The organism is Dorea sp. YH-dor226 (assembly GCF_039832105.1).
Lineage (GTDB): Bacteria > Bacillota > Clostridia > Lachnospirales > Lachnospiraceae > Dorea_A.
Genome location: NZ_JBDOHS010000012.1, coordinates 18,169 through 40,476 on the forward strand (window position 1 = coordinate 18,169; position 22,308 = coordinate 40,476).

The 22,308-nt window shown below is 43.7% G+C and carries 22 protein-coding genes; 4 read left to right on the forward strand and 18 right to left on the reverse strand.

Annotation, left to right across the window (positions count from 1 at the left end):
- Positions 1-25: 25 nt before the first annotated feature.
- From ftsH to ABE547_RS10785, 14 genes are all read right to left on the reverse strand, one after another.
- Complete coding sequence (gene ftsH / locus ABE547_RS10720; protein WP_347378774.1) at positions 26-1,873, reverse strand: ATP-dependent zinc metalloprotease FtsH; 1,848 nt, start codon at positions 1,871-1,873, stop codon at positions 26-28.
- Between the two features lie 15 nt (positions 1,874-1,888).
- Positions 1,889-2,416: a hypoxanthine phosphoribosyltransferase gene (gene hpt, locus ABE547_RS10725; RefSeq protein WP_347378775.1), complete on the reverse strand. Its 528-nt coding sequence runs from the start codon at positions 2,414-2,416 to the stop codon at positions 1,889-1,891.
- Positions 2,400-3,764, reverse strand: coding sequence for a tRNA lysidine(34) synthetase TilS (gene tilS / locus ABE547_RS10730; protein WP_347378776.1), 1,365 nt, complete (start codon positions 3,762-3,764; stop codon positions 2,400-2,402). The genes hpt and tilS overlap by 17 nt, the downstream gene beginning before the upstream one ends.
- 156 nt (positions 3,765-3,920) lie before the next feature.
- Complete coding sequence (locus ABE547_RS10735) at positions 3,921-5,327, reverse strand: SpoIIE family protein phosphatase (RefSeq protein WP_347378777.1); 1,407 nt, start codon at positions 5,325-5,327, stop codon at positions 3,921-3,923.
- 73 nt (positions 5,328-5,400) lie between these two features.
- Complete coding sequence (locus tag ABE547_RS10740; RefSeq protein WP_347378778.1) at positions 5,401-5,727, reverse strand: septum formation initiator family protein; 327 nt, start codon at positions 5,725-5,727, stop codon at positions 5,401-5,403.
- A gap of 91 nt (positions 5,728-5,818) precedes the next feature.
- Positions 5,819-6,142, reverse strand: a complete 324-nt coding sequence (gene yabQ, locus ABE547_RS10745) for a spore cortex biosynthesis protein YabQ (protein ID WP_347378779.1) — start codon at positions 6,140-6,142, stop codon at positions 5,819-5,821.
- A gap of 5 nt (positions 6,143-6,147) precedes the next feature.
- Complete coding sequence (yabP, locus tag ABE547_RS10750) at positions 6,148-6,432, reverse strand: sporulation protein YabP (protein WP_347378780.1); 285 nt, start codon at positions 6,430-6,432, stop codon at positions 6,148-6,150.
- Positions 6,433-6,481: 49 nt separating this feature from the next.
- The gene (locus ABE547_RS10755) at positions 6,482-6,721 is read right to left on the reverse strand and encodes an RNA-binding S4 domain-containing protein (protein ID WP_235248429.1); all 240 of its coding nucleotides are present in this window, start codon (positions 6,719-6,721) and stop codon (positions 6,482-6,484) included.
- 89 nt (positions 6,722-6,810) lie between these two features.
- The gene (locus ABE547_RS10760; protein WP_235248428.1) at positions 6,811-7,086 is read right to left on the reverse strand and encodes an HU family DNA-binding protein; all 276 of its coding nucleotides are present in this window, start codon (positions 7,084-7,086) and stop codon (positions 6,811-6,813) included.
- A 186-nt stretch (positions 7,087-7,272) separates the two neighbouring features.
- Complete coding sequence (locus ABE547_RS10765) at positions 7,273-9,006, reverse strand: phospho-sugar mutase (protein WP_347378781.1); 1,734 nt, start codon at positions 9,004-9,006, stop codon at positions 7,273-7,275.
- 44 nt (positions 9,007-9,050) lie between these two features.
- Positions 9,051-10,043: a CotS family spore coat protein gene (locus ABE547_RS10770; RefSeq protein ID WP_347378782.1), complete on the reverse strand. Its 993-nt coding sequence runs from the start codon at positions 10,041-10,043 to the stop codon at positions 9,051-9,053.
- 129 nt (positions 10,044-10,172) lie between these two features.
- A complete protein-coding gene (gene spoVG / locus ABE547_RS10775; protein WP_347378783.1) occupies positions 10,173-10,448 on the reverse strand; it encodes a septation regulator SpoVG in 276 nt (91 codons plus the stop codon).
- A 48-nt stretch (positions 10,449-10,496) separates the two neighbouring features.
- Entirely contained in the window at positions 10,497-11,615 is a 1,119-nt protein-coding gene (gene glgD, locus ABE547_RS10780) for a glucose-1-phosphate adenylyltransferase subunit GlgD (protein WP_347378784.1), read from the reverse strand.
- Positions 11,612-12,886 carry a glucose-1-phosphate adenylyltransferase gene (locus ABE547_RS10785; RefSeq protein ID WP_347378785.1) on the reverse strand — a complete coding sequence of 425 codons (1,275 nt, stop codon included), beginning with the start codon at positions 12,884-12,886 and terminating at the stop codon, positions 11,612-11,614. Before ABE547_RS10785 ends, glgD begins: the two co-directional genes overlap by 4 nt.
- 228 nt (positions 12,887-13,114) lie before the next feature.
- On the opposite strand from ABE547_RS10785, the gene murC reads away from it, so the two are divergent.
- From murC to ABE547_RS10805, 4 genes are all read left to right on the forward strand, one after another.
- On the forward strand, positions 13,115-14,494 hold the full coding sequence (murC, locus tag ABE547_RS10790; RefSeq protein WP_347378786.1) for a UDP-N-acetylmuramate--L-alanine ligase: 1,380 nt from the start codon (positions 13,115-13,117) through the stop codon (positions 14,492-14,494).
- Between the two features lie 134 nt (positions 14,495-14,628).
- Positions 14,629-15,627: a DnaD domain protein gene (locus ABE547_RS10795; protein WP_347378787.1), complete on the forward strand. Its 999-nt coding sequence runs from the start codon at positions 14,629-14,631 to the stop codon at positions 15,625-15,627.
- A 42-nt stretch (positions 15,628-15,669) separates the two neighbouring features.
- Positions 15,670-16,686, forward strand: coding sequence for an ATP-binding protein (locus tag ABE547_RS10800; protein WP_347378788.1), 1,017 nt, complete (start codon positions 15,670-15,672; stop codon positions 16,684-16,686).
- Positions 16,673-17,857 carry a ribose-phosphate pyrophosphokinase gene (locus tag ABE547_RS10805; protein ID WP_347378820.1) on the forward strand — a complete coding sequence of 395 codons (1,185 nt, stop codon included), beginning with the start codon at positions 16,673-16,675 and terminating at the stop codon, positions 17,855-17,857. The genes ABE547_RS10800 and ABE547_RS10805 overlap by 14 nt, the downstream gene beginning before the upstream one ends.
- Here ABE547_RS10805 and ABE547_RS10810 read toward each other — a convergent pair whose 3' ends face one another.
- The 4 genes from ABE547_RS10810 to vanR are packed head-to-tail and all read right to left on the reverse strand — an operon-like array spanning position 17,858 to position 22,305.
- Positions 17,858-19,417 (reverse strand): AAA family ATPase, encoded by a 1,560-nt coding sequence (locus tag ABE547_RS10810; protein ID WP_347378789.1) that lies wholly within the window; start codon positions 19,415-19,417, stop codon positions 17,858-17,860.
- Positions 19,418-19,420: 3 nt separating this feature from the next.
- Positions 19,421-20,476: a DNA repair exonuclease gene (locus ABE547_RS10815; protein WP_347378790.1), complete on the reverse strand. Its 1,056-nt coding sequence runs from the start codon at positions 20,474-20,476 to the stop codon at positions 19,421-19,423.
- Complete coding sequence (locus tag ABE547_RS10820) at positions 20,409-21,626, reverse strand: HAMP domain-containing sensor histidine kinase (protein ID WP_347378791.1); 1,218 nt, start codon at positions 21,624-21,626, stop codon at positions 20,409-20,411. The genes ABE547_RS10815 and ABE547_RS10820 overlap by 68 nt, the downstream gene beginning before the upstream one ends.
- Complete coding sequence (gene vanR, locus ABE547_RS10825) at positions 21,616-22,305, reverse strand: VanR-ABDEGLN family response regulator transcription factor (protein WP_347378792.1); 690 nt, start codon at positions 22,303-22,305, stop codon at positions 21,616-21,618. The genes ABE547_RS10820 and vanR overlap by 11 nt, the downstream gene beginning before the upstream one ends.
- Between the last annotated feature and the right edge of the window lie 3 nt (positions 22,306-22,308).

Genomic DNA, 22,308 nt, shown 5'->3' on the forward strand with positions numbered 1-22,308 from the left:
CTCACTAATCTATTCTGTTCTTTCACTATGCCTCTGACACTTCTTCGGTAAACAATGCTTCAAATTCGTCTCTGGAGATCTTTTCCTTCTCCAGAAGCAATTCCGCACATGCATGCAGAACATCATTATATTTTCGAATGATATGGCGTGCCCTGTCATAACATTCATCGATAATCCGCTTAACCTCCTGATCAATTACGGTAGCCACGCCCTCTCCATAGCCTCTTGCAGTATGGGCGAGATCCCGTCCGATAAATACTTCATTATTATCATCATCATAATTAATCAGTCCCACCGCCTCAGACATACCAAACTTGGTAACCATAGATTTTGCCAGACTGGTCGCCTGCTTGATATCCTGTGAAGCACCGGTTGTAATATCATCAAACACTTCCTCTTCCGCTACACGTCCGCCAAGTGCAACCGTAATATCCTGAAGCATCTTGCCTTTTGTGTTAAACATCTCATCCTTCTCCGGAAGCGGCATCGTATATCCACCTGCTCCGCCGGTCGGAATGATAGACACACTGTATACCGGCCCGACATCCGGAAGCACATGGAACAGAATCGCATGTCCGGCCTCATGGAATGCTGTGATCCGTTTTTCTTTTTCTGATATTACACGGCTCTTCTTCTCGGCACCGATTCCAACTTTTACAAATGCCTTTTTAATATCATCCTGTTTCAGGAAAACACGATCTTCCTTTGCCGCAAGAATTGCTGCCTCATTCAGAAGATTCTCAAGATCCGCACCCGTAAATCCAGCTGTGGTCTGTGCAATCTGTTTCAGATCGATCTCTTCACTGAGCGGTTTTCCCTTCGCATGCACCTTCAGGATCTCTTCTCTTCCCTGAACATCCGGTCTTCCAACCATAACCTTCCGGTCAAAACGTCCCGGACGCAGGATGGCCGGATCCAGAATATCCACACGGTTGGTAGCAGCCATAACGATGATTCCTTCATTTACACCAAAACCATCCATCTCTACCAGCAGCTGATTCAGTGTCTGCTCTCTCTCATCGTGTCCGCCGCCCATACCGGTACCACGTCTTCTTGCAACTGCGTCAATCTCATCGATAAAGATGATACATGGAGCATTCTTTTTTGCTTCTTCAAACAAATCACGCACACGGGATGCACCCACACCTACGAACATTTCCACAAAATCAGAACCTGAAATCGTAAAGAACGGAACTCCGGCCTCTCCTGCAACTGCCTTCGCAAGAAGCGTCTTACCGGTTCCCGGAGGGCCTACGAGAAGCACTCCCTTTGGAATTCTGGCGCCTACCTGAATATATTTTTTCGGAGACTTCAGAAAGTCTACGATCTCCTCCAGTTCTTCCTTCTCTTCCTGAAGTCCTGCCACCTGGGCAAATGTAACCTTACGATCTCTATCAGTCGTCATTTTCGCACGACTTTTACCGAAATTCATAGCTTTGGCATTTGCGCCGCCTCCCTGGCGGTTCATCAGTGCAAACAGAAGCATCATACCGCCCACAACAAGAAGCATCGGCATCAGTGTTGTTGCAAACCAGCTGTCCTGCGGAACGTCCGGCATACTGTAATCAATTTCATGTTCCTTCAGATAATCCTGAATCTCATTTACATCAGACACATACAGATATTTCACCTGATCTTCTTCATCCGCTCCGCTGATGATCTCGATATCGACCCGTCCGGTCGGAACATTCTTATTCTGATTCACAACCACAGTCTTAACATTATCTTCCTGAATGATCTGTTCAAATTCTTTCCAGGAAATCTCTTTTTCTCTCTGGTCAAACTGATTCGTAAACCACAACGCAGCAAATAAAAATATGACAAATATCAGCAGCGCGGCACTGTTCAGTCCTCTTGCTCTCTTCGTATTCAATCTAAAAGCCCCTTTCTACTCCACGCCTTCTACAACTCCGATAAATGGCAGATTTCTGTATTTCTGTGCATAGTCCAGTCCATATCCCACAACAAATTCATCCGGAATATTAAATCCCACATAATCAACCTTCACATCTTTCACTCTTCTTTCCGGCTTGTCAAGAAGCGTACACAGACGCATACTCTTCGGATTTCTCTTGGAAAGGATCTCCATCAGATAATACAGGGTTCTTCCGGAATCGATAATATCTTCTACGATCAGGACATCTTTTCCTTCCAGCGATTCATCCAGATCTTTTGCAATCTTGACAACTCCGCTTGAAGACGTCCCGTCTCCATAACTGCTGACGCTCATGAAATCCATGGAAACCGGCACACTGATTCGCTTAGCCAGTTCACACATGAAGAAAACGCCTCCCTTCAGCACACAGATCAGGTGTACCTGCTTTCCGGCATAATCTTCACTGATCTTTCTGCCAAGCTCTTCAATTCTTGCTGCAACCTCTTTTTCAGGAACTAACACTCTAACATTCTCTGCCATCTTTTTTTCCTCCGCATATTTCTATTTCCAGAATCCTACTGGTCTTTTCTGTAACCTGATATTTCTGACTCTGTCTGTACCCCACGATCCACAGGATCTCCTGTCCGTCTGCCACAAGCCAGATCTTTTCTCTGTCCTCACGGGGTATCTTCTCATTTATAAAATACTGTTTCAACTTCTGCTTTCTCCCGGAACGGTCAATCACAATCCAGTCTCCAGGCTCTTTATGCCTCAATTTTACAGTATTTTTTATTATATCATAATCAAACCATTTCGTGTAGGTTTTTTTCGGAAATGCCTGCATATCTGACGTTTTTTCGAACACCCGCACTGACATACCGACCGGTTCCTCCTCTGACCCCGTCTCCTTTCGATACAGCTCAATCCCTTCATAACATCGTCCCGCAGTTATACTATAAGGAAGCGAAATTTCTCTTCCTACCTGATGATCAAACAATTCTCCCAGCGTTTTCACATGAATCTGTTCAATATCCTTACGTCTCCCTGCAATCCTGCATAAAAGCTCATGGAGCATATAAGACCTCATCACTTCCGGTGTTTTCATGAACTCTTCCTTTTTTACCAGCACCCTTTTTCCTGATTTTCGCTCATAATCTATGCATTTTCTTGCATAGACTGACACTTCATGCTCTACATACTCTCCCAGAAGCCGCAGCTGTTCCATGGTATCTGACATGTGCTGCACTGCCCGGGGATTAATCTCCGCTTCCAGATACGGGATTACCTGACTTCGGATCCGGTTCCTCGTATAAGTATCTTCCAGATTCGTCTCATCTATACAATAAGATATTCCCCGGTCTGCAAGATAGACCTCAATCTCTCTTCGTTCCAGACACAGAAGCGGACGGATATAATCTCCCTCCGCCGGCGCAATTCCCCCTGCGCCCCGAAGGCCGCATCCCCTGCACAGGTTCCACAAAAGGGTCTCCGCATTATCATTCTGATGGTGCGCCAGCGCAATTTTATTGCCGCCACACGCCCGAAGCGTCTCTTCAAACCGGATTCTTCTGATATTTCTTCCAGCTTCTTCCACTGTAAGCTTCTGTTGTTGTGCATACGCCTTCACATCTTCATGACAGACGATGAGCCTGATCTGCTGTCTCTCGCAAAGCTCCCTGACATAGGCTTCATCCGCGTCTGCGGATCCTTCTCTCAGCCCGTGATGTACATGAACTGCCACAATTGATATATCCATCTCTTTTTTTAATTCCAGAAGCATGAAAAGAAGGCATACGGAGTCTGCACCTCCCGATATACCCACGATCACCTTATCACCATTTTGCAGCATATGGTACTTTTCAATATATGCTTTTACCCGCTGATACATATTCTATCCCTCTTCTGTGAACACACTGTCGCATTCCCGTCGAAACTCCATGATTTCGAATAAGTGAACACTAATTGTACTATATATAATTTCTGTCCGAAAGTCAACAAACCACGCCTCCGGACTTTTATCGCACCAGTACATGGTTCATACGGCTTATGGAAGCTTCCAGATCCCTACGACAAGAACCGTCATATCATCCACCGGCACTTCTCCTGACCATTCCAGTACTCTCCCGAGAATATGATGTGCCAGTTCCTTCGGATTCACAATATGTGAATCCCGTATAAATGTTTCCAGAAGCATATCCTGTTCTCCTGCCGGCAATGCATCCATTACGCCATCTGTAAGCATGATCACAAAATCTCCCGACTGAAGTTTTCGCTCCTGCGTATCAATCTCCATCTCCCGCACAACTCCAATCGGAAGAGTCTCTGAACAGATCTTTTCAATCTCATCCGCCCTCTTGATAAAGGTCGCCGCCGCACCGGCTTTCACAAATTCACAGGTCCCGCTGTACAGATCAAACATACTGACATCGATTGTAGAAAAACGGACTTCTTCTCTTCCGATCACCAGCGCCGTATTCATCATCTGAACAGCCGTTTTCACCGGGAATCCGGCCTCCAGTAATTCCTCAAGCATCTCCACGACCATCGTGCTTTCCCGAAAGGCCGCCTCTCCGGATCCCATTCCATCTGACAGCGCGATCCCTTTTTTGCCACCCGGAAGATCCGTCATCAGGAAGGTATCACCTGATATCTTCTCGCATCCTTTCCCGATCCTTGCAATTCCCTGAATTGTATGATATCCTGCATTTTCCACACATGCGATCGTGCAGTAATCACTTCCTACCATTGACCGTTCCCCCTGACGGGGAACCAGAGTCCGTCCCATACATTTTCCTGCAAGGGTTGCGATCTCTTTTGTTGATACAAGACTGCCTTTTCCGGTTTTTACCGTAAGATGGATCTCATACTTTCCATGCGGAGTCATATAAAACACAGATGACAGCATACGTATCCCGGCTTTTTTCAACTGAACCTTCAATCTCTTTTCCATATGGTCATCACGAAAAATACCGGCATCCAATTCCCTTGTTGCGCTTTGTATCATCTTTGCAAAACAGTCAAGTTGACCGGCATATCCTTCCCGATTCAGCACCATACGATTGTTCCACATCAGAATCTGCTTTGCATTCTCAAAAGTTTCGAGCGATTCCCTGAAGAAACGGGGCGCCAGAAGACACTTTTTCTGAAGCTTTCGCTTCAGTTCCACATTCAGCTCTGCCCCGTATTCTTCCGCCGCACACATGATTTCATACATCATCTGATACGTATGGGCCCGATTCTCTCCCAGGCACTTTTCTTTCCGTTCACAATTCTCGCAAACCTTTCCGGTTACCTTTAAAAACATCTCATCTGTCTCTTCTTTTGAAAACGTCCCCTTATATTTTTCAAGTGTTAAAAAGGTATGAGATAGATGTACCAGCGAATCTGCAAACTTGTCCATCTGTATCACATAAGGATTTACGAACCTCTCCTTTTCTTTTACTTCTGACAATCCAAAGCTCCCCTTTCGAAAAATAGTATGAAAAAAGCTTTAGGAATTCTCCTAAAGCTTTTCTGCATGTTCGTTATTTTGCCTTGAATACAATCTCATTTTCATATACCAGGCCAAGTTTATCCTTCGCGACTTTTTCGATATATTCATCTGTTCCGACATATTCATCAAGATTTTTAATCTCTTCCGCCCGTGCCTTTTCTTCTTCGATCTTCTCTTCAAGCTCTGCTTCCTGTGCACGATATGCCTGATCCTTTGCTTTTAAAGTCATACTGTCTACGGATACAATTACAGTAAGAAGAAGTACTACTGCACTGATTGCGAATACACTCCTCCTGTGCTTCTGCGCTCTCCTGCGCTGCCGCTTTCTGCGGTTTTTCTGTTTTACATCATTTGTCATTATACTCACCCTTACGTCGGCACCCCTGCCGACATTACTCACCTTATTAATAATAATATCTTAACTTTTTTCGTTTTTTTTATCAAGTCTTTTACGAAAAATCCTTTCTGCGCCAAATGTAGATTTTTTTGTGCAGTTTTTCTGCCTTCATAATCATAATTGATGTCAAAATCGTCCCGAGCACAACACCTAGTACAAAATTCCACCGAATACTACCATCACTTGTATGGTAAATCTGCACAAACAGATACACCGCAACTCCAAGCCAATACACCAGATCCTCTATCTCGACCGCCAGCCTTGTATGTCTGATCATCCGTCGCACACACACGATTACCCGATAGACCAGGCGTACGATTCCCCCTGCCAGCAGTGCCAGTATAAATACCATTACTTCCTGTCTGATTTCATACATCAGCGTCACCTGAACAATCTGGAAAAGAGATTATCTCCTTGTTTTCCATGTGCCTGAATATCAGAATAAGCGATGCTGTCAATATTTCCGGACAGATCCACCTCTCCTTTTTCCAGTGTTATCCTGTTCACATGCAGATCGGTTCCTTTTACCATCAGCATTCCCTGCTCTGTTTCCAGCAGAATCTCATTCAGATTAAATGACAACACATCCAGGACCCCCGTTACAAGCCCCGTTTTCCGGTTATTGATTACCAGTTTATGGCTTTTCTGTATGGTTCTCTCTTCCATATACTTCACAACCTTTCTTAATCATTCTATGAAAGGCCGTCTCATATTATTACAAATATCTGAAAAGCTCTCCTGCTTCTTCTTTTTTCGTAGTCTCCCTGATATCCAGAACTTCTGCCTTTACCGTCTTTGTCCCGAACTGAATTTCTATTATGTCACCCTGTTTTACCTTTACAGATGCTTTCGCTACATTTCCGTTTACCAGAACACGTCCCGCATCACAGGCCTCATTTGCAACCGTTCTCCGTTTGATTAATCTGGACACCTTTAAAAACTTGTCTAATCTCATACCTTCTCCTGTTCAAAATCTTATATGAAAATAGAGAGCGCAGCAACGCTCTCTATCTTTATCGTTTATAGTCTTATCCCTGTATCGAATTATTCGTTTACAGCATCCTTCAATGCTTTACCAGCTTTGAATTTTGGTGCCTTACAAGCAGCAATTTCCATTGTCTTTCCTGTCTGTGGATTTCTTCCTTCTCTTGCAGCTCTCTTGCTAACTTCAAAAGTACCAAATCCAACTAACTGTACCTTGTGTTCCTTCTTTAATTCATCTGTTACAACATCGATAAAAGCCTTTAATGCTTTTTCGGAATCCTTTTTAGACAATTCTGCTTTGTCAGCAATTGCAGCGATTAATTCTGTTTTGTTCATGGATAGTTTCCTCCTCTTGTTTGCGTTAAAAATCCCTTATTTTCATTCTACCAATGCGATAGAAAGCTAACATACCTTTTTTGTATGATACGCCTATAAATACTGTTATACCTGTTTTCCTGCCGATTGTCAAGGTAATTCCTTCGTTTTACCCTCCATTTTCAGAATTCACAGGACTGATTTTTTCTAAAGCATTGCGTTGATCATAGCCAGGACTTCTTCACCCAGTTTTGCAGACTTTTCATCTGCATCTTCAAGAGATGTTCCCTTGATTCCATAGTAGAATTTAACCTTTGGTTCTGTTCCGGAAGGTCTTACACACAGCCATGCATCGTCTGTCAGCTCATAGTACAGAACATTGGACGCCGGAAGACCGGTAGGTGTCACTTCACCTGTTGCAATATCCTTAATCGTATCAGCCTGATAATCTCTTGCTTTCAGAACCTTATATCCTCCAACTTCCATCGGCGGATTCTTACGCAGAGTCTCAAGGATTTCCTGAATCTTCTGAAGTCCTTCAATTCCCTTTAATGTGATAGACTGAATATCATCTTTGTAATATCCATACTTGTCATACATGTCCACCATAGCATCCCAAAGAGTCTTTCCCTGCGTCTTATAATATGCAGCAGCCTCACACAAAGCCATCGTTGCAACGATCGCATCTTTATCTCTTGCGTGTGTTCCGATCAGGCAGCCGTAGCTTTCCTCAAATCCGAAAAGATATTCTCCCTTTCCGGTTGTTTCAAATCCAAGAATCTGCTGTCCGATATATTTGAATCCGGTCAGCACTTCAATCAGCCCTGCATTGTATCCCTTTGCGATCGCATCAGCCAGATTAGAAGTAACGATCGTCTTGATCAGATATCCATCCTCCGGCAGACTTCCCTGTGTTGCCAGTCTCTGACCGATCTCATAATCAGCAAGCAGACATCCTGACATATTTCCGGTCAGGGTATGGTACTCTCCATTCTGGTCTTTTACCCGTACACCAAGACGGTCTGCATCCGGGTCTGTTGCCAGTACCAGATCTGCATCCACTTCCTTCGCAAGCTTCAGCCCCAGTTCAAATGCTTCTTCTGCTTCCGGATTCGGATAGGATACGGTCGGGAAATTTCCATCCGGAAGTTCCTGCTCCTTCACAACGTATACATTCGTAAATCCGAGCTCTTTTAAAATACGGCGTGCAGGAATATTGCCTGTTCCGTGAAGCGGGCTGTACACAATCTTAAGATCTTTGCCGACCGCATCGATAGAATCCTGATGGATCACCTGTTTTTTCAATTCTGCGATGTACGCATCATCCACCTCTGCTCCGATCACCTCATACAGGCCGGCCTCTTTTGCATCCTCAAGATCCATGGTTTTTACAGAACTAAAGTCCGTTACCGCTTTCACTTCCGCCATAATCCCCTTATCATGCGGCGGTGTGATCTGTGCGCCATCCTCCCAATATACTTTATATCCGTTATATTCCGGCGGATTGTGGCTTGCAGTAATATTAATTCCCGCAATACATCCAAGCTTACGCACTGCAAAAGAAAGCTCCGGTGTAGGACGCAGAGAATCAAATACATATGCCTTGATTCCGTTAGCCGCAAGACAAAGTGCAGCAACATCTGCAAATTCCGGTGACATACGACGTGAATCATATGCGATTGCAACACCTTTTGCCTGACCATCATTTTTAACTATGTAATTAGCAAGGCCCTGTGTAGCTTTCCTTACTGTGTAAACATTCATACGATTGGTTCCTGCACCGATGATTCCCCTGAGACCGGCAGTACCGAATTCAAGTTCCTTGTAGAACCGTTCTTTAATCTCTTTATCATCAGCAGCAATCCCCTTAAGTTCTTCTTTTGTAGCTTCATCGAAATATGGATTACTCAGCCACTCTTCATAGTTTTCACGATATTCCATAACCGTACCTCCTGTCTTTAATACTATTATTATACAACAGAAGACTACAAATGAAAAGCAAATATCTCCTCTAAAAATCGCTTCTTCTCTTCATTCTGACGAATTGCCATCGTTAATTTTTCTACGTTTTTTACCGGAACCCAGGCCTTATTAGAATGATAATAAGTACTCACAACCTTCCAGAATTTTTCCGGGTAGATCAGACGGATTTTCAGATACTCAAGCTCTTCTTTTTCGAGCGGCCGGATCGCCGAATATGCATTCATCATATTATCTCCGAGTCTGATCTTCCATCCGTTCTTTTCCATTACTTTTCTCAGGAAATAATACAGATCCTCTACCTGAACATCCCTCTTGAATTTCTCAAAACCGGTAACTGCGACATGTCCGCCCTGTCTGAGGATTAATACGTTATGGTAATTATACTCTCCATGCGTCATACAACCGGATTCGATACTTTCCTGATACAGTTTTTCATATCCGGAAGCCTCCAGTTCGCGAATCGCCACATCTGCCCATTGATACATCTGGTCAAAATACTTAAGAAACGCAAATTCAAACTCGCCTTTTGGCGCGATCCCTCTTGCAAACTTGCGGACCTTTTTCAATTCTCTGTTGTGGCGCAGATATTCTTCCTTCAGATGCATTCCTGCAGTAACCGGATGTTCCATCTGATGCTTCATCAATATATGAAGTTTTGCAAGGTTTCCCGAAGCAGCAAGAAGCTCGGTCGGTCTTCTTACATCACATTCTCTTCCGGCCGGCCATTCTTTCAGCAGAAAACGTCTTCCGTCATCCGTTTCTGTGACACACTTTCCCTCCCTGTTCAGAACAATCCGGTCAATTCCTGTGTACCCCTGATTGTACAGATATTCGTAAAGCTCATAAAGCGCAGGAATTCTCTTCTCCGACGCCTCCACTTCTTTTAACAAAAAAAACCCCTGTCCGGAATCACACAAAAAAGCTCCCCTTATTTTTCTGATATCCGTAACATCTATCTCATACTGTTCCAGGATATTCCATTCATACTCCAGCATAACCATCCCCTGCATTTCACATTCAATATTCTTTCTAATGTATGATATCAGGATTGCATTTATGCCAGATTCCACATGCAAAAAGGAACTGTCACTTCTGCGCAACAGTTCCTCTTTCATTCATTTTTCTTATTCTTCCTCAGCTTCTTCGTTCAGCGCTTCTTCATATTTTTCAAGAATAATACTCTGAATGCGCTCTCTTGTTCCCGAATTAATCGGATGTGCAATATCACGGTATTCTCCGTCTAACGCTTTCTTGCTTGGCATCGCAATAAAGAGCCCTTTTTCGCCTTCAATAACTTTAATATCATGTACAACAAATTCATCATCCATTGTAATTGATACTACTGCTTTCAGTTTGCCCTCTTTTGCAACCTTACGTACCCGTACATCTGTGATCTGCATTCTAATTCTGCCCCTTTCTTTCAAGCCGCTGCACTATAATTTCCCAAATTACAGCACATACCTCTCGTTCTTTTCCACGACTACTTTCACTCCATTTTCCCCAACATATCGTGTGTTTGCTCTTATAGTATCACGACTTTCCACAATACAGTTTTCGATATATGTATTGTCTCCAAGATAAACGTCATTCAGAATGATAGAATTCTTGATCACACAATTATTGCCTACAAACGTTTTCTTGAAAAGGATAGAATTCTCTACCGTACCATTGATAATACTTCCGCTTGCTACAAGACTGTTCTTGACTGCCGAACCCGGATTGTACTTTGCAGGCGGCAGGTCACTGACCTTAGAATAAATACTTGGCTGCTGCCTGAAAAAGTATTCTCTTACTTCCGGTTTCAGGAAATCCATATTCGTCCGATAATATGCGTCCACCGTTGTTATGTTGCTCCAGTAATCCTTTATCTTATAACCGTATATCTTCTTCAGATTCTTATATCTGATCAGAATATCAGTTACAAAATCATGTCTGTCATCTTCTGCACAATGCTCAACCAGATCAATCAGAAGTCTTCTTCTGATCACATAGATTCCCGTTGAGATCGTGTTGAAATTAGCCACCATCGGCTTCTCTTCGAATTCTTCGATACGCATGGATTCATCCATCCTGAGCGTTCCGAAACGGCTGGCATCCTCTCCCGGATCCAGATCCTTACAAACTACCGTGATGTCAGCTTTCTTCTCAATATGATATTCCAGTACCTTATTATAATCCATCTTATATACGGCATCACCCGACGTGATAATCACATAAGGCTCATGGCATCTTTTCAGGAAATCAAGGTTCTGGTAGATTGCATCTGCAGTTCCTCTGTACCAGTATCCATTTTCAGCGGTAATCGTAGGTGTAAATACATACAATCCGCCCTGCTTTCTTCCAAAATCCCACCACTTGGAGGAATTAAGGTGTTCATTTAACGAACGTGCATTATACTGAGTCAGTACCGCTACCTTCTGTATATGTGAATTCGACATGTTGCTGAGTGCGAAATCAATCGCTCTGTAACTTCCGGCGATCGGCATAGCCGCCGCTGCTCTTTTCTGTGTGAGCGCACGCATCTTGTTGCTGTTTCCGCCTGCCAATATAATACCTACTGCTCTCATGCTCGTTCACCTGCCTTTATCAATGTTTCTCCACTTTCCAGTATTCCATTCGGGTAGTCTTCTCTGGATGTAACACCGCTGATAGCAGTATTCTTTCCGACCTGTACTCCATCCGGTATCACAGATTTTTCTCCGACTGCTACCAGGCCAAAGGAATAGATTGCCGGTTTCAGTTTATTCGGCACATCACTTCCGATTCCAAATGTAACATTATCTCCGATCACACAATTCTCTGCAATAATTGACTTATCGATCACACAGTTTCTTCCAGTTTTAACATCTTTCATAATGATGGAATCCCGGACAACTGTGCCCTCACCTATAATTACGCCTGAACCGATCACACTGTTATGTACTTCACCATATATCTCCGCCCCATTACAGATGATACTTCTGTCTATCACTGACTGTGCGGAAATATACTGTGGCGGGAGGATCTCACTGTTCGTATAGATCTTCCAGAATTCTTCATACAGATTAAATTCCGGAATAATATCGATCAGTTCCATATTCGCTTCCCAATAGGAACCAAGTGTTCCAACATCTTTCCAGTACCCGTTATATTCATATGCGAAAAGTCTTTCACCCTTTTCATGGCAATATGGAATAATATGTTTTCCAAAATCGCATCCCGGCTCGTCCTTAAGTGCCTGAAGCGCTTCTTTTAACACCGGCCATGAAAAGATGTAGATTCCCATGGATGCCAGATTACTTTTCGGCTGCGGCGGTTTCTCCTGAAATTCTGTAATTCTTCCGTCTTCATCGGTAATTACGATTCCGAAACGGCTGGCCTCTTCCATAGGCACAGGCATGGCAGCAATCGTAACATCAGCCTGATTTGCCTTATGGTAGTCCAGCATCACTTCATAGTCCATCTTATAAATATGGTCACCGGACAGGATCAGAACATACTCCGGATTAAACTGCTCCATGTAGTCCATATTCTGATAAATTGCGTTCGCAGTTCCTGTGTACCATTCGCTGCTTTCACTCTTCTCATATGGCGGAAGAACCGTCACTCCTCCGTAATTACGATCCAGGTCCCATGGGATACCAATTCCGATATGAGCATTTAAACGTAATGGTTGATATTGCGTCAATACACCGACCGTATCGATTCCTGAGTTAATACAGTTGCTGAGCGGGAAGTCAATAATTCGATATTTCCCTCCAAATGCAACGGCCGGCTTTGCTACTTTCGCTGTGAGGACTCCCAGTCTGCTGCCCTGTCCTCCTGCCAGCAACATTGCTATCATCTCTTTCTTTCTCATGTCTTCACCCCTTCTCAGTTGTCTTATTGCCCACATTATAACATATATTTTATATATGGTGAACAAATTTTACACTTTTTTTGAATTATTCGTTAACTTTTTGTGAATATATACCAAAAAGATATGGCTTGGCTTTTTTTTCATATATGTATATAATAATATGAATAGAAAGTTATTTTTATGAATAGTTTTCCCTGAAACATATCTTATGAAAGAGGATGAAATCTTATGTATAAAATCAATTTCGAAAAACCGGTACATGTACACTTTATTGGAATTGGCGGCATCAGCATGAGCGGACTTGCCGAGATTCTTCTGAAAGAAGGATTTACCATTTCCGGTTCAGATAATAAAGAATCTGCTCTGACAGATCATCTGGAGACGTTAGGTGCCACCGTATTCTACGGACAGAAGGCTTCCAACATCATTTCCGGAATTGATGTGGTGGTATATACCGCTGCGATTCACGAGGATAACGAAGAATTTGCAGAAGCCAGACGACAGAATCTTCCTATGTTAAGCCGCGCCGAACTTCTCGGACAACTTATGACCAATTACGAAGTTCCGATCGCTGTTTCCGGCACACATGGAAAGACTACGACCACATCCATGCTTTCTCATATCTTACTTGCAGGAGAGCTGGATCCAACCATATCTGTCGGCGGTATCCTGAAGGCAATCGGCGGCAATATCCGTGTCGGTGATTCCGGGTATTTTGTAACGGAAGCCTGTGAATACACCAACAGCTTTCTCCATTTCTTTCCAAAGATCAGTATCATATTAAATATAGATGAAGATCACCTGGACTTTTTCAAGGATCTGAACGATATCCGCAACTCTTTCCATCAGTTTGCCAGACTGCTTCCGCCTGACGGAACTCTGATCATTAACAGTGAGATTCCTGATCTGCAGGATTTTATTGCAGATCTTGACTGTAAAGTTCTTGTCTATGGCAATAACAGTTCCCTGGACTACTGTGCGTCCAACATTCTCCACAATCAGCTCGGAGAGGCATCTTTCGATCTTGTAAGATCCGGAGAATTTGTGGACCGCATCGCCCTGTCAGTGAACGGAGATCACAACGTGTCCAATGCTCTGGCCGCTATCGCAGTTGCGGACCAGCTTCATATCCCGATCGAAACGATCAAAAAAGGCTTAAAAGAATTCCAGGGAACCAACCGCCGTTTCGAACATAAAGGTGAACGGAACGGAGTAACCATTATCGATGACTATGCACATCATCCGACAGAGATTAAAGCGAGCCTCACAGCCGCTGCCCAGTATCCACACAAAGAGATCTGGTGCATCTTCCAGCCGCACACTTATACCAGAACCAAAGCTCTGTTTCCGGAATTCGTAGAGGCACTGACACACGCTGATCATATTATCCTTGCAGACATCTACGCTGCCCGTGAGACGGACACTCTCGGGATCTCTTCTGCAGACATTGCCCGCGAGCTGAAAAACAGAGGATGTGATGCCTATTATTTTCCATCCTTCCGTGAGATTGAAGAATTCTGCAGCCAGAGATGTCAAAAAGGTGATATGTTGATAACTATGGGAGCCGGAGACGTTGTAAACATTGGGGAAGATCTCCTGAAGCGTTAGTTATCCACATTTTCCACAGTTTTTTATCCACAAAAAACCCGGATTTTGACTCAAAAATTTCTTTTGCGTCCGTCCTTCAAGTGCTATAATGACTCTACGGAAAACGAACAAACGAGGAGGACTGGCGTAAGACTATGAAAGAACTGACCCTTACCAATTATGCACAGGCGAATACCACCGTGCTTGAAAATGAATTTATTGATCGTTATATGGTCAAGGCAAACGGAGAATATGTTAAGGTGTACCTTCTTCTGCTGCGCCATATGGATGAGTCCTCCGGAATGCTGTCCGTGTCCGAGATGGCTGATCTTCTGGAATGCACAGAAAAGGATATCCTGCGTGCTTTAAAATACTGGAAATCCCAGGGACTGGTAGACTACAGTGAAGATTCTCCTAAAAAAGCTGAATTCGAGACGAAAGAACCGACAGTGGACATGTCTCAGGAAAAACCCCAGAATATCCAGCAATATCGCACCCGTAAGGATCGCAAGGAGTTTAAAGAGCTTTTGTTTGTAGCAGAACAGTATCTTGGAAAGACACTTTGTGCAACAGATATTGACATGATCACTTATTTTTTTGATGAGCTGCACATGTCAGCCGAACTGATTGAATATCTGATTGAATATTGTGTGGAAAACGGGCACAAGAGCATGCACTATATCAGGAAGGTTGCTCTGTCCTGGCATGAACAGAATATAAAAACCGTAGATGTTGCAAAATCCACTACTGTTCTATATAATAAAAATTACTATTCCATATTGAACGCTTATGGCATCAAAGGACGTGGTCCTGCCGCTTCCGAGATCGCATATATCCGCAAATGGACGGATGAATACCACTTTTCTCAGGAGATCATTCTGGAAGCCTGCGATCGTACAATGAACATGATTCATCAGCCAAGCTTTGATTATACAGACTCTATTCTGAAAAAATGGTTTGATAAAAACGTACATACGCTGAAGGATATCGAAGTTCTTGATGAAAACCATCTGCGCGAAAAGGAACGCCAGAAAAGACAGGCTGCCAGACCAGCCTCTGCATCTTCCAAGGACAGCGCCGGCAATAAATTCAATAATTTTGACGGACGCTCCTATGACATGAGTGAGCTGGAACGCAAACTGGTGCAGCAATAATTCCACGAACCTATCAACAGACATAAGGAGAATGACTCTGACATGGCACTTTCCAATTCTCAGTACGACCAACTGATGCGCACATACGAACAACGACAACTGGATAATGAATATCGTCTTCGGATGCGCTATGAAAAAGTATATTCTCTTATCCCGGAACTGGAAGAAGTGGATCATTCCATTTCTTCTTTGAGTATCCAAAAAGCCGGTCTCCTTCTGGACGGAGACGAAACCGCTCTCTCCACGCTAAAGGAAGAAGTTGAATCATTATCAGAAAAAAAGAAAGCTCTGCTGATATCTCATGGATTTCCATCAGATTATCTGGAGCTTCATTATTCCTGCCCTGACTGCAAAGACACCGGATATATCGGACCCCGGAAATGTCACTGCTTTAAACGGGCAATCATAGATCTATTATATACACAATCTAATCTCCGGGACATTCTGGAGAAGGAGAATTTTTCTACTTGTTCTCTTGATTATTATTCCAGCAACCATATCGATCCGTTGACCGGAAGATCCTCTCTGGAAGCCATGCAGACGGCACTTAAAGTCTGTCATGAATTCACAGATACTTTTTCCGGAGAATTTCATAATATTCTGTTATATGGAGATACTGGTGTAGGAAAGACATTTCTTTCCCACTGCATCGCCAAAGAACTGATGGATGCCTCTTATTCTGTCATCTACTTTACGGCATCGCAGCTCTTTGACCAGTTTGCAGACACCCGCTTTGGAAGAAAGAATGATTCCTCTTCCGAAACAAGCGAGCATATCTACGACTGTGATCTTTTAATCATCGATGACCTTGGTACAGAACTGTCCAATTCATTTACAACATCACAGCTGTTTGTTTGTCTGAACGAACGCATCCTGAGACAGAAATCAACGATAATATCTACCAATCTTGCATTGGAAGAGATAAAATCTATTTATTCGGAACGAATCTTCTCCCGCATCAGCAGCAACTACACCATATTGAGGCTGACCGGAGATGATATCCGTATCCAAAAAAAATTATTAAAAAACCTGGGAGGTACAAATGATGTTACGCCGTAACGAACGTAATCTGGAAAACATACCAGTCGGAGCTCTGGGAATCATTGCTCTGGATGGCTGCAAAGACATGGGAAGCAGGGTAGATGATTACCTTGTCAAATGGAGACGCGAGGATGGACATATCCACAAAAATGACGTTTCTTTTACCGGCTACGAAAAAGATACGTATCTGATAGACGCAAAAGTACCGCGTTTCGGCTCTGGGGAGGCCAAAGGTATCATTAATGAATCTGTCCGCGGAAAAGATCTGTATCTGATGGTAGATGTCTGCAACTACAGTCTGACCTACTCTCTGACAGGCAACATCAACCATATGTCACCTGATGACCATTATCAGAATCTGAAGCGTATCATCGCTGCTGTAGGAGGAAAGGCCCGTCGTATCAATGTTATCATGCCATTCCTGTATGAAAGCCGTCAGCACAAAAGAGGAAGCCGCGAATCACTTGACTGCGCGCTCGCTCTTCAGGAGCTCGTCCGCATGGGCGTGGACAATATCATAACATTTGATGCACATGACCCTCGTGTACAGAATGCAATTCCGTTAAATGGTTTTGAAACCGTACGTCCGACTTATCAGTTTATCAAGGGTCTCTTCCGTCGTTTCAAGGATCTGCAGATTGACAGCGATCATATGATGGCAATCAGTCCGGATGAGGGAGCAACAGAACGTGCGATCTATCTTGCAAACGTTTTGAATCTTGATATGGGAATGTTTTACAAGCGCCGTGATTTTTCCAGAGTTGTTGATGGTCGCAACCCGATTGTCGCTCATGAATTCCTCGGTTCTTCCGTTGAAGGCAAAGATGTTATCATCCTGGATGATATGATCTCTTCCGGTGACAGTATGCTGGATGTTGCACGCCAGTTAAAACAGCGTAAGGCAAAACGAATCTTCGCCGCTGCAACTTTCGGTCTGTTTACAAACGGACTTTCCAAATTCGACGAAGCATATGAGGAAGGCATCATTGACGCGATCCTTACTACCAACCTGATCTATCAGACTCCGGAACTTCTGGAACGCCCATATTACATCAGCTGTGACATGAGCAAATACATTGCACTTATGATCGACACTTTGAACCATGACGGTTCTATCAGCAGTATTCTGAATCCGATCGAACGCATCCAGAATGTTGTGGATAAATATAAAAGAGGAGAGGAAATCTAATCAGATTTCCTCTCTTTTTATTGGAATTCGCATATTCTTTAACAGTTGTTCTTCCCGGTTCTGACAGGTGAAAATGATAACCTGTCTTCCGCTCTTCGCCAGCCACCTCAGGGTTGCTCTCAGTCTTTCGTCATCATAAAATGCAAACGTATCGTCCAGAATAATCGGAAGTTCTTCTTCCTGCAGCATATTTCCGGCCGCCATACGCAGTGCAAAGTAAACCTGCTCCACAGTTCCTCTGCTCACCTGCTCCATCGCTATCCGGCGCCCTCCGCTCATCAGACTGACATGCAGTTCATCATCGATCAGTATCTTCTCATACTTTCCATTTGTAATCTCACACATGATCTCCGATATGTTCTGATCCAGTTCTTTCCGCATCCGTTTCTGCATATCAGCGGAAAGCTCCTGAAGGCGTTCTATCGCAAGCCCTATTGCATCCTTCTTTCTGCCATACGCTCTGTAATCTGCTCCCACTTCATCCAGCTCTTCCAGCTTTTCCTGAAGATTTTCATATTGAATTCGTTTTTCTTTTAATTCTGCCGCCAGATGCCTGCATGACCATTCCAGCTGTTCCGTTGAGATCTTCTCCTCCTGCGGGGTAATCTCTTCCAGCATCTTCTCCGGTTCTGTCTTCTCCGGCCTCTTCCCCACCTTCATACGGTTCCATACATAGATTACGCTGAGCAAAAACAGAATGATCGATATCAGATAGCTCCATGGCCTTGAAACAAGCGCAAACGGAAGTACAATAATCACGGCAAACAATATAATTTCAAACGGATGAATTCTCCATTTGTCCGGCCGCAGTTCATCCATCATGCCCTTATTCACATCTTCCCTGTCAGTTTTTTCATGTTCTTCCTTTTCTTTCCGATGTTCCAGTTCCTCTTCCAGACTGTTTTTTTCTCCCTCCAGGCGATGAACATCCCGCCAGACATAGGACGCTTCCTGTTCTATCATTTCCCGTTTCTGCTGCTTTTCCACCAGAAAATCTTTCGCTGAACGTTCCTGCTCTCTGCGTTTTTCCTGCAGTCTTTGAATCGCCTCCTCCAAATCAATTCCGGAAGCACCTGAAGTATAGCAGTTCATCGCAAAATTCCGCAGCTCTCCGGCAAGGCTCTGTCCTGTCTGCACCTTCATCTGACGTACAGATATCGTATTATCATAGCTTTCTGCCTGAAGTCCTCCGAGCAGCATCGTCAGATCCCCGTCTTCTATGGACAGCTGTTCTCCATCATTTTCACAGATCAGTTCTGCCCGCCTTGAATATCTGTCAAAATTTCTGTCAATCCGGAATATCTTTTCTCCGCTCTCAAATCGCAAAGTACCGGAATAATAGTTCGGATTTTCCCATGGCTCGTAGATGCTGAATGCATCGTTTACGGCTGCACGTCCACGTCCGCGTTCCATTCCAAACAACATTCCCCGGATAAATGCATGGATGGTAGACTTCCCCGATTCATTTTCTCCATACAGAACATTGATCCCATCTCCCAGTTCGATGTGTCTGCCTGAAAATTTCCCATAGCTCTTTAATATCAGTTCACATATCTTCATTCTCTATCCTCTTCTCGTCTCAATCAATGCCTGCACTCCCTCACAAAGTGCCTGATATTCTACGCTTTCCTGATCATATCCCTGCAGGCTGTGAATAAATTGTCCAAGAATGTTATCTTTATTTTCCTCCATTAACTTTTCAAAATGATATGCAGGTCTTGTGTGATCTGCAATGCCAACAATATTTCCGAAAGGATCCATATCTGTAAGATCAAATATCATATCCGGATCTCGTTGTCCTGTCAGAATAATCTTATACATATTAGCAACACCAGACATTTCTATCTGCTTCCTGATTGCATTCTTCAGCAGATGTCCCGTCATATTCCTGTCCACTTCTACATCCATGTGAATGTATTCTCTGGATGCCGCAGGCACAAATCGGATCCTGCACCCTTTGTCTGTAATCTCGCCGGCAATATATCCATGTACCCCCGTATCATTGATGTCTGTCGGTTCCAGCGAGCCGGCATAGGCGACACGATTCTCTTCAAGTATCTGCGCTTTATGAATATGACCAAGCGCCACATAATCATATCCCAGCCGTTTCAGTTCCCGGCTCTGAAACGGAATGTGCTTTTCATCTCCGCCATGAGCCAGCAGGATCTCATACTTTTGTCTTTTTTCAGGCACTGCGTCAGCATATCTTGCTTCCTCAACCTCTCTTGCATGAAAACTGCTGCCATAGACTGCTGTATGAAGCTTTGGAAGTTCCACACAGGAAATATCCTCGCTCAGAATCATATGTACATTTCCCGCCCAGCTGAACGTCTGGTAATAGGAATTCTTTTTTATATAATCATGATTTCCTGCAATCATGACCACTTCCGTGTCAGAGGCTGATGCCAGAATAGAATTCATCTCCTTCAGTTCGCGAAGCAGCGGCTGCCGGTGAAAAAGGTCACCCGCAATCAGTAAAAGCTCTGTTTTCTCTTCTTTACATATCCCGATTATTTTCCGGAACGTATCCCATATCTCACCCGGTCTTTTCTTACTGTATGCGCTTCCTGCGTCCGGGCTTACTCCTAAATGTAAGTCTGCGATGTGTATGAACCTCATGTGTTGCCCCTTCTTCCTTCTTGTCCTCAGCTTTCCCCGGAAGCGTCACGATAAACTGTGTCTTTTGATCGTCACTTTTTGCCCGAATCAGGCCTCCGTGCAGTTCCACGATCTGTTTGGCGATCGCAAGTCCCAGGCCCGCTCCTCCCGTTCCGCTGGAACGGGAATTATCTACCCGGTAGAATTTTTCAAATATCGTCTGCAGCATTGCCCCCGGAATCTTATCGCCCTGATTAATAAATACAATCTCAACATCCCTGTTTTTCTTACATGCTTCTATTCGGATCACTGTATTTTCATAACAATACGCAATCGCATTTTTCAATATATTATCGAACACCCGGGCAAGCTTGTCCGGATCTCCATATACCACCAGATCCTCTTCTACATCCACTTCACATGTCAGACATTTTTCCTGGAGTACACCATACAATTCGTCTGCAATCTGTTCCAGCATCATGGTTAGATTGATCTCCAGCGGTTCAATTTCTATATTTTGCAGATTATATCTTGTAATATCGAAGAACTCATTGATCAGTTCGCCCAGGCGAAGTGATTTTTCAAGCGCAATATGCGTATATTTTTCCCGTTCCTCTTCCGGCATCTCCTGATGACTGTCCAGCATACTGAGATACGCAACGATAGAAGTCAGCGGTGTCTTCAGATCATGTGCCAGAAATATCACCAGATCATTTTTCTTCTTCTCACTCTCTTCCGCCTCAAGTTCCTGACGTTTTAAAGTTGCTTTAATTTCATTCAGACGGATTTCAATCGGCTTCAGCTCCGTAATCAGATGGATTGGTTCTGTGGAATCCGAAATAATGTTTTCAATTCCATGATCGATCTGGTCCAGATAACTGGTCATCTTCGAAAGTGCTATATAGAAAAAAAGAGCAAAAAGTACCAGATAGCCGACAATCATGAAGAAGATCTTATTGTCACCTATCAGCTTCCAGTACAATTGCTTTGCCGTTTCTTCCTGTACATTAAATGCTTCCAGAAGACCCACAAAGGTCTTCGCAAAGCTGTCATTATATACTCCGTCAATTACATAATTCAGCAGAAAACCTCCTACCAGAACGGTAAGTGCCGTTACAAGAACCGTCTGCAGCAGGATACTGAATTTTAACTTTCGATAGTTATTCTTCAACCTTATAACCTACTCCCCATACTGTCTTGATAAAATCAGACTTTCCGGTCGGCGCACTCATCTTTTCCCGCAGATGACGGATGTGCACCATGACTGTATTGTTACTGTTTTTATAGTATTTCTCATGCCATACTTTTTCGAACAGTTCTTCCGAACTGATCACTTTTCCCCGGTTCTCGCAGAGCAGCCAGAGGATATCAAACTCAATCGGCGTAAGTGTAAGCTGCATCTCATTGTATACGCACTCATGAGAAGTACGGTTCAGAAACAGTCCGCCAAAATCAATAATATCTCCTTCCTCTTTTCCGCCGTCATTATACTGCGTATACCGGCGAAGCTGTGCCTTCACGCGTGCAACCAGCTCCAGTGGATTGAACGGTTTCGGAATATAGTCATCGGCCCCCAGTGTAAGACCGGTAATCTTATCCATATACTCTGTCTTGGCCGTCAGCATAATAACCGGAAACGTATATTTCTGACGAATCTGCTTCAGAATCTGAAACCCGTCAATATCCGGCAGCATAATATCCAGAATCGCAAGATCAATCTTCATACTGTTGATACAGTCCAGCGCATCCTGCCCGGTATAAAATTTGAATACCTTATACTGGTCATTCTGAAGGTAAAGTTCCACTACATCAGCAATTTCCTTTTCATCATCAACTACTAAAATATTCATACT

What these genes read in the sequence shown, in the direction of transcription:
- ABE547_RS10805 (WP_347378820.1), top strand. Translation starts at nt 16,673, where the DNA reads ATGTTACGCCGTAACGAACGTAATCTGGAAAACATACCAGTCGGAGCT.
- spoVG (WP_347378783.1), bottom strand. Translation starts at nt 10,448, where the DNA reads ATGCAGATCACAGATGTACGGGTACGTAAGGTTGCAAAAGAGGGCAAA.
- ABE547_RS10755 (WP_235248429.1), bottom strand. Translation starts at nt 6,721, where the DNA reads ATGAGATTAGACAAGTTTTTAAAGGTGTCCAGATTAATCAAACGGAGA.
- ABE547_RS10765 (WP_347378781.1), bottom strand. Translation starts at nt 9,006, where the DNA reads ATGGAATATCGTGAAAACTATGAAGAGTGGCTGAGTAATCCATATTTC.
- ABE547_RS10785 (WP_347378785.1), bottom strand. Translation starts at nt 12,886, where the DNA reads ATGAGAAAGAAAGAGATGATAGCAATGTTGCTGGCAGGAGGACAGGGC.
- ABE547_RS10795 (WP_347378787.1), top strand. Translation starts at nt 14,629, where the DNA reads ATGAAAGAACTGACCCTTACCAATTATGCACAGGCGAATACCACCGTG.
- ABE547_RS10740 (WP_347378778.1), bottom strand. Translation starts at nt 5,727, where the DNA reads ATGACAAATGATGTAAAACAGAAAAACCGCAGAAAGCGGCAGCGCAGG.
- vanR (WP_347378792.1), bottom strand. Translation starts at nt 22,305, where the DNA reads ATGAATATTTTAGTAGTTGATGATGAAAAGGAAATTGCTGATGTAGTG.
- ABE547_RS10760 (WP_235248428.1), bottom strand. Translation starts at nt 7,086, where the DNA reads ATGAACAAAACAGAATTAATCGCTGCAATTGCTGACAAAGCAGAATTG.
- tilS (WP_347378776.1), bottom strand. Translation starts at nt 3,764, where the DNA reads ATGTATCAGCGGGTAAAAGCATATATTGAAAAGTACCATATGCTGCAA.
- ABE547_RS10770 (WP_347378782.1), bottom strand. Translation starts at nt 10,043, where the DNA reads ATGCTGGAGTATGAATGGAATATCCTGGAACAGTATGAGATAGATGTT.
- ABE547_RS10815 (WP_347378790.1), bottom strand. Translation starts at nt 20,476, where the DNA reads ATGAGGTTCATACACATCGCAGACTTACATTTAGGAGTAAGCCCGGAC.
- hpt (WP_347378775.1), bottom strand. Translation starts at nt 2,416, where the DNA reads ATGGCAGAGAATGTTAGAGTGTTAGTTCCTGAAAAAGAGGTTGCAGCA.
- glgD (WP_347378784.1), bottom strand. Translation starts at nt 11,615, where the DNA reads ATGAGAGCAGTAGGTATTATATTGGCAGGCGGAAACAGCAACAAGATG.
- yabQ (WP_347378779.1), bottom strand. Translation starts at nt 6,142, where the DNA reads ATGTATGAAATCAGACAGGAAGTAATGGTATTTATACTGGCACTGCTG.
- yabP (WP_347378780.1), bottom strand. Translation starts at nt 6,432, where the DNA reads ATGGAAGAGAGAACCATACAGAAAAGCCATAAACTGGTAATCAATAAC.
- murC (WP_347378786.1), top strand. Translation starts at nt 13,115, where the DNA reads ATGTATAAAATCAATTTCGAAAAACCGGTACATGTACACTTTATTGGA.
- ABE547_RS10800 (WP_347378788.1), top strand. Translation starts at nt 15,670, where the DNA reads ATGGCACTTTCCAATTCTCAGTACGACCAACTGATGCGCACATACGAA.
- ABE547_RS10810 (WP_347378789.1), bottom strand. Translation starts at nt 19,417, where the DNA reads ATGAAGATATGTGAACTGATATTAAAGAGCTATGGGAAATTTTCAGGC.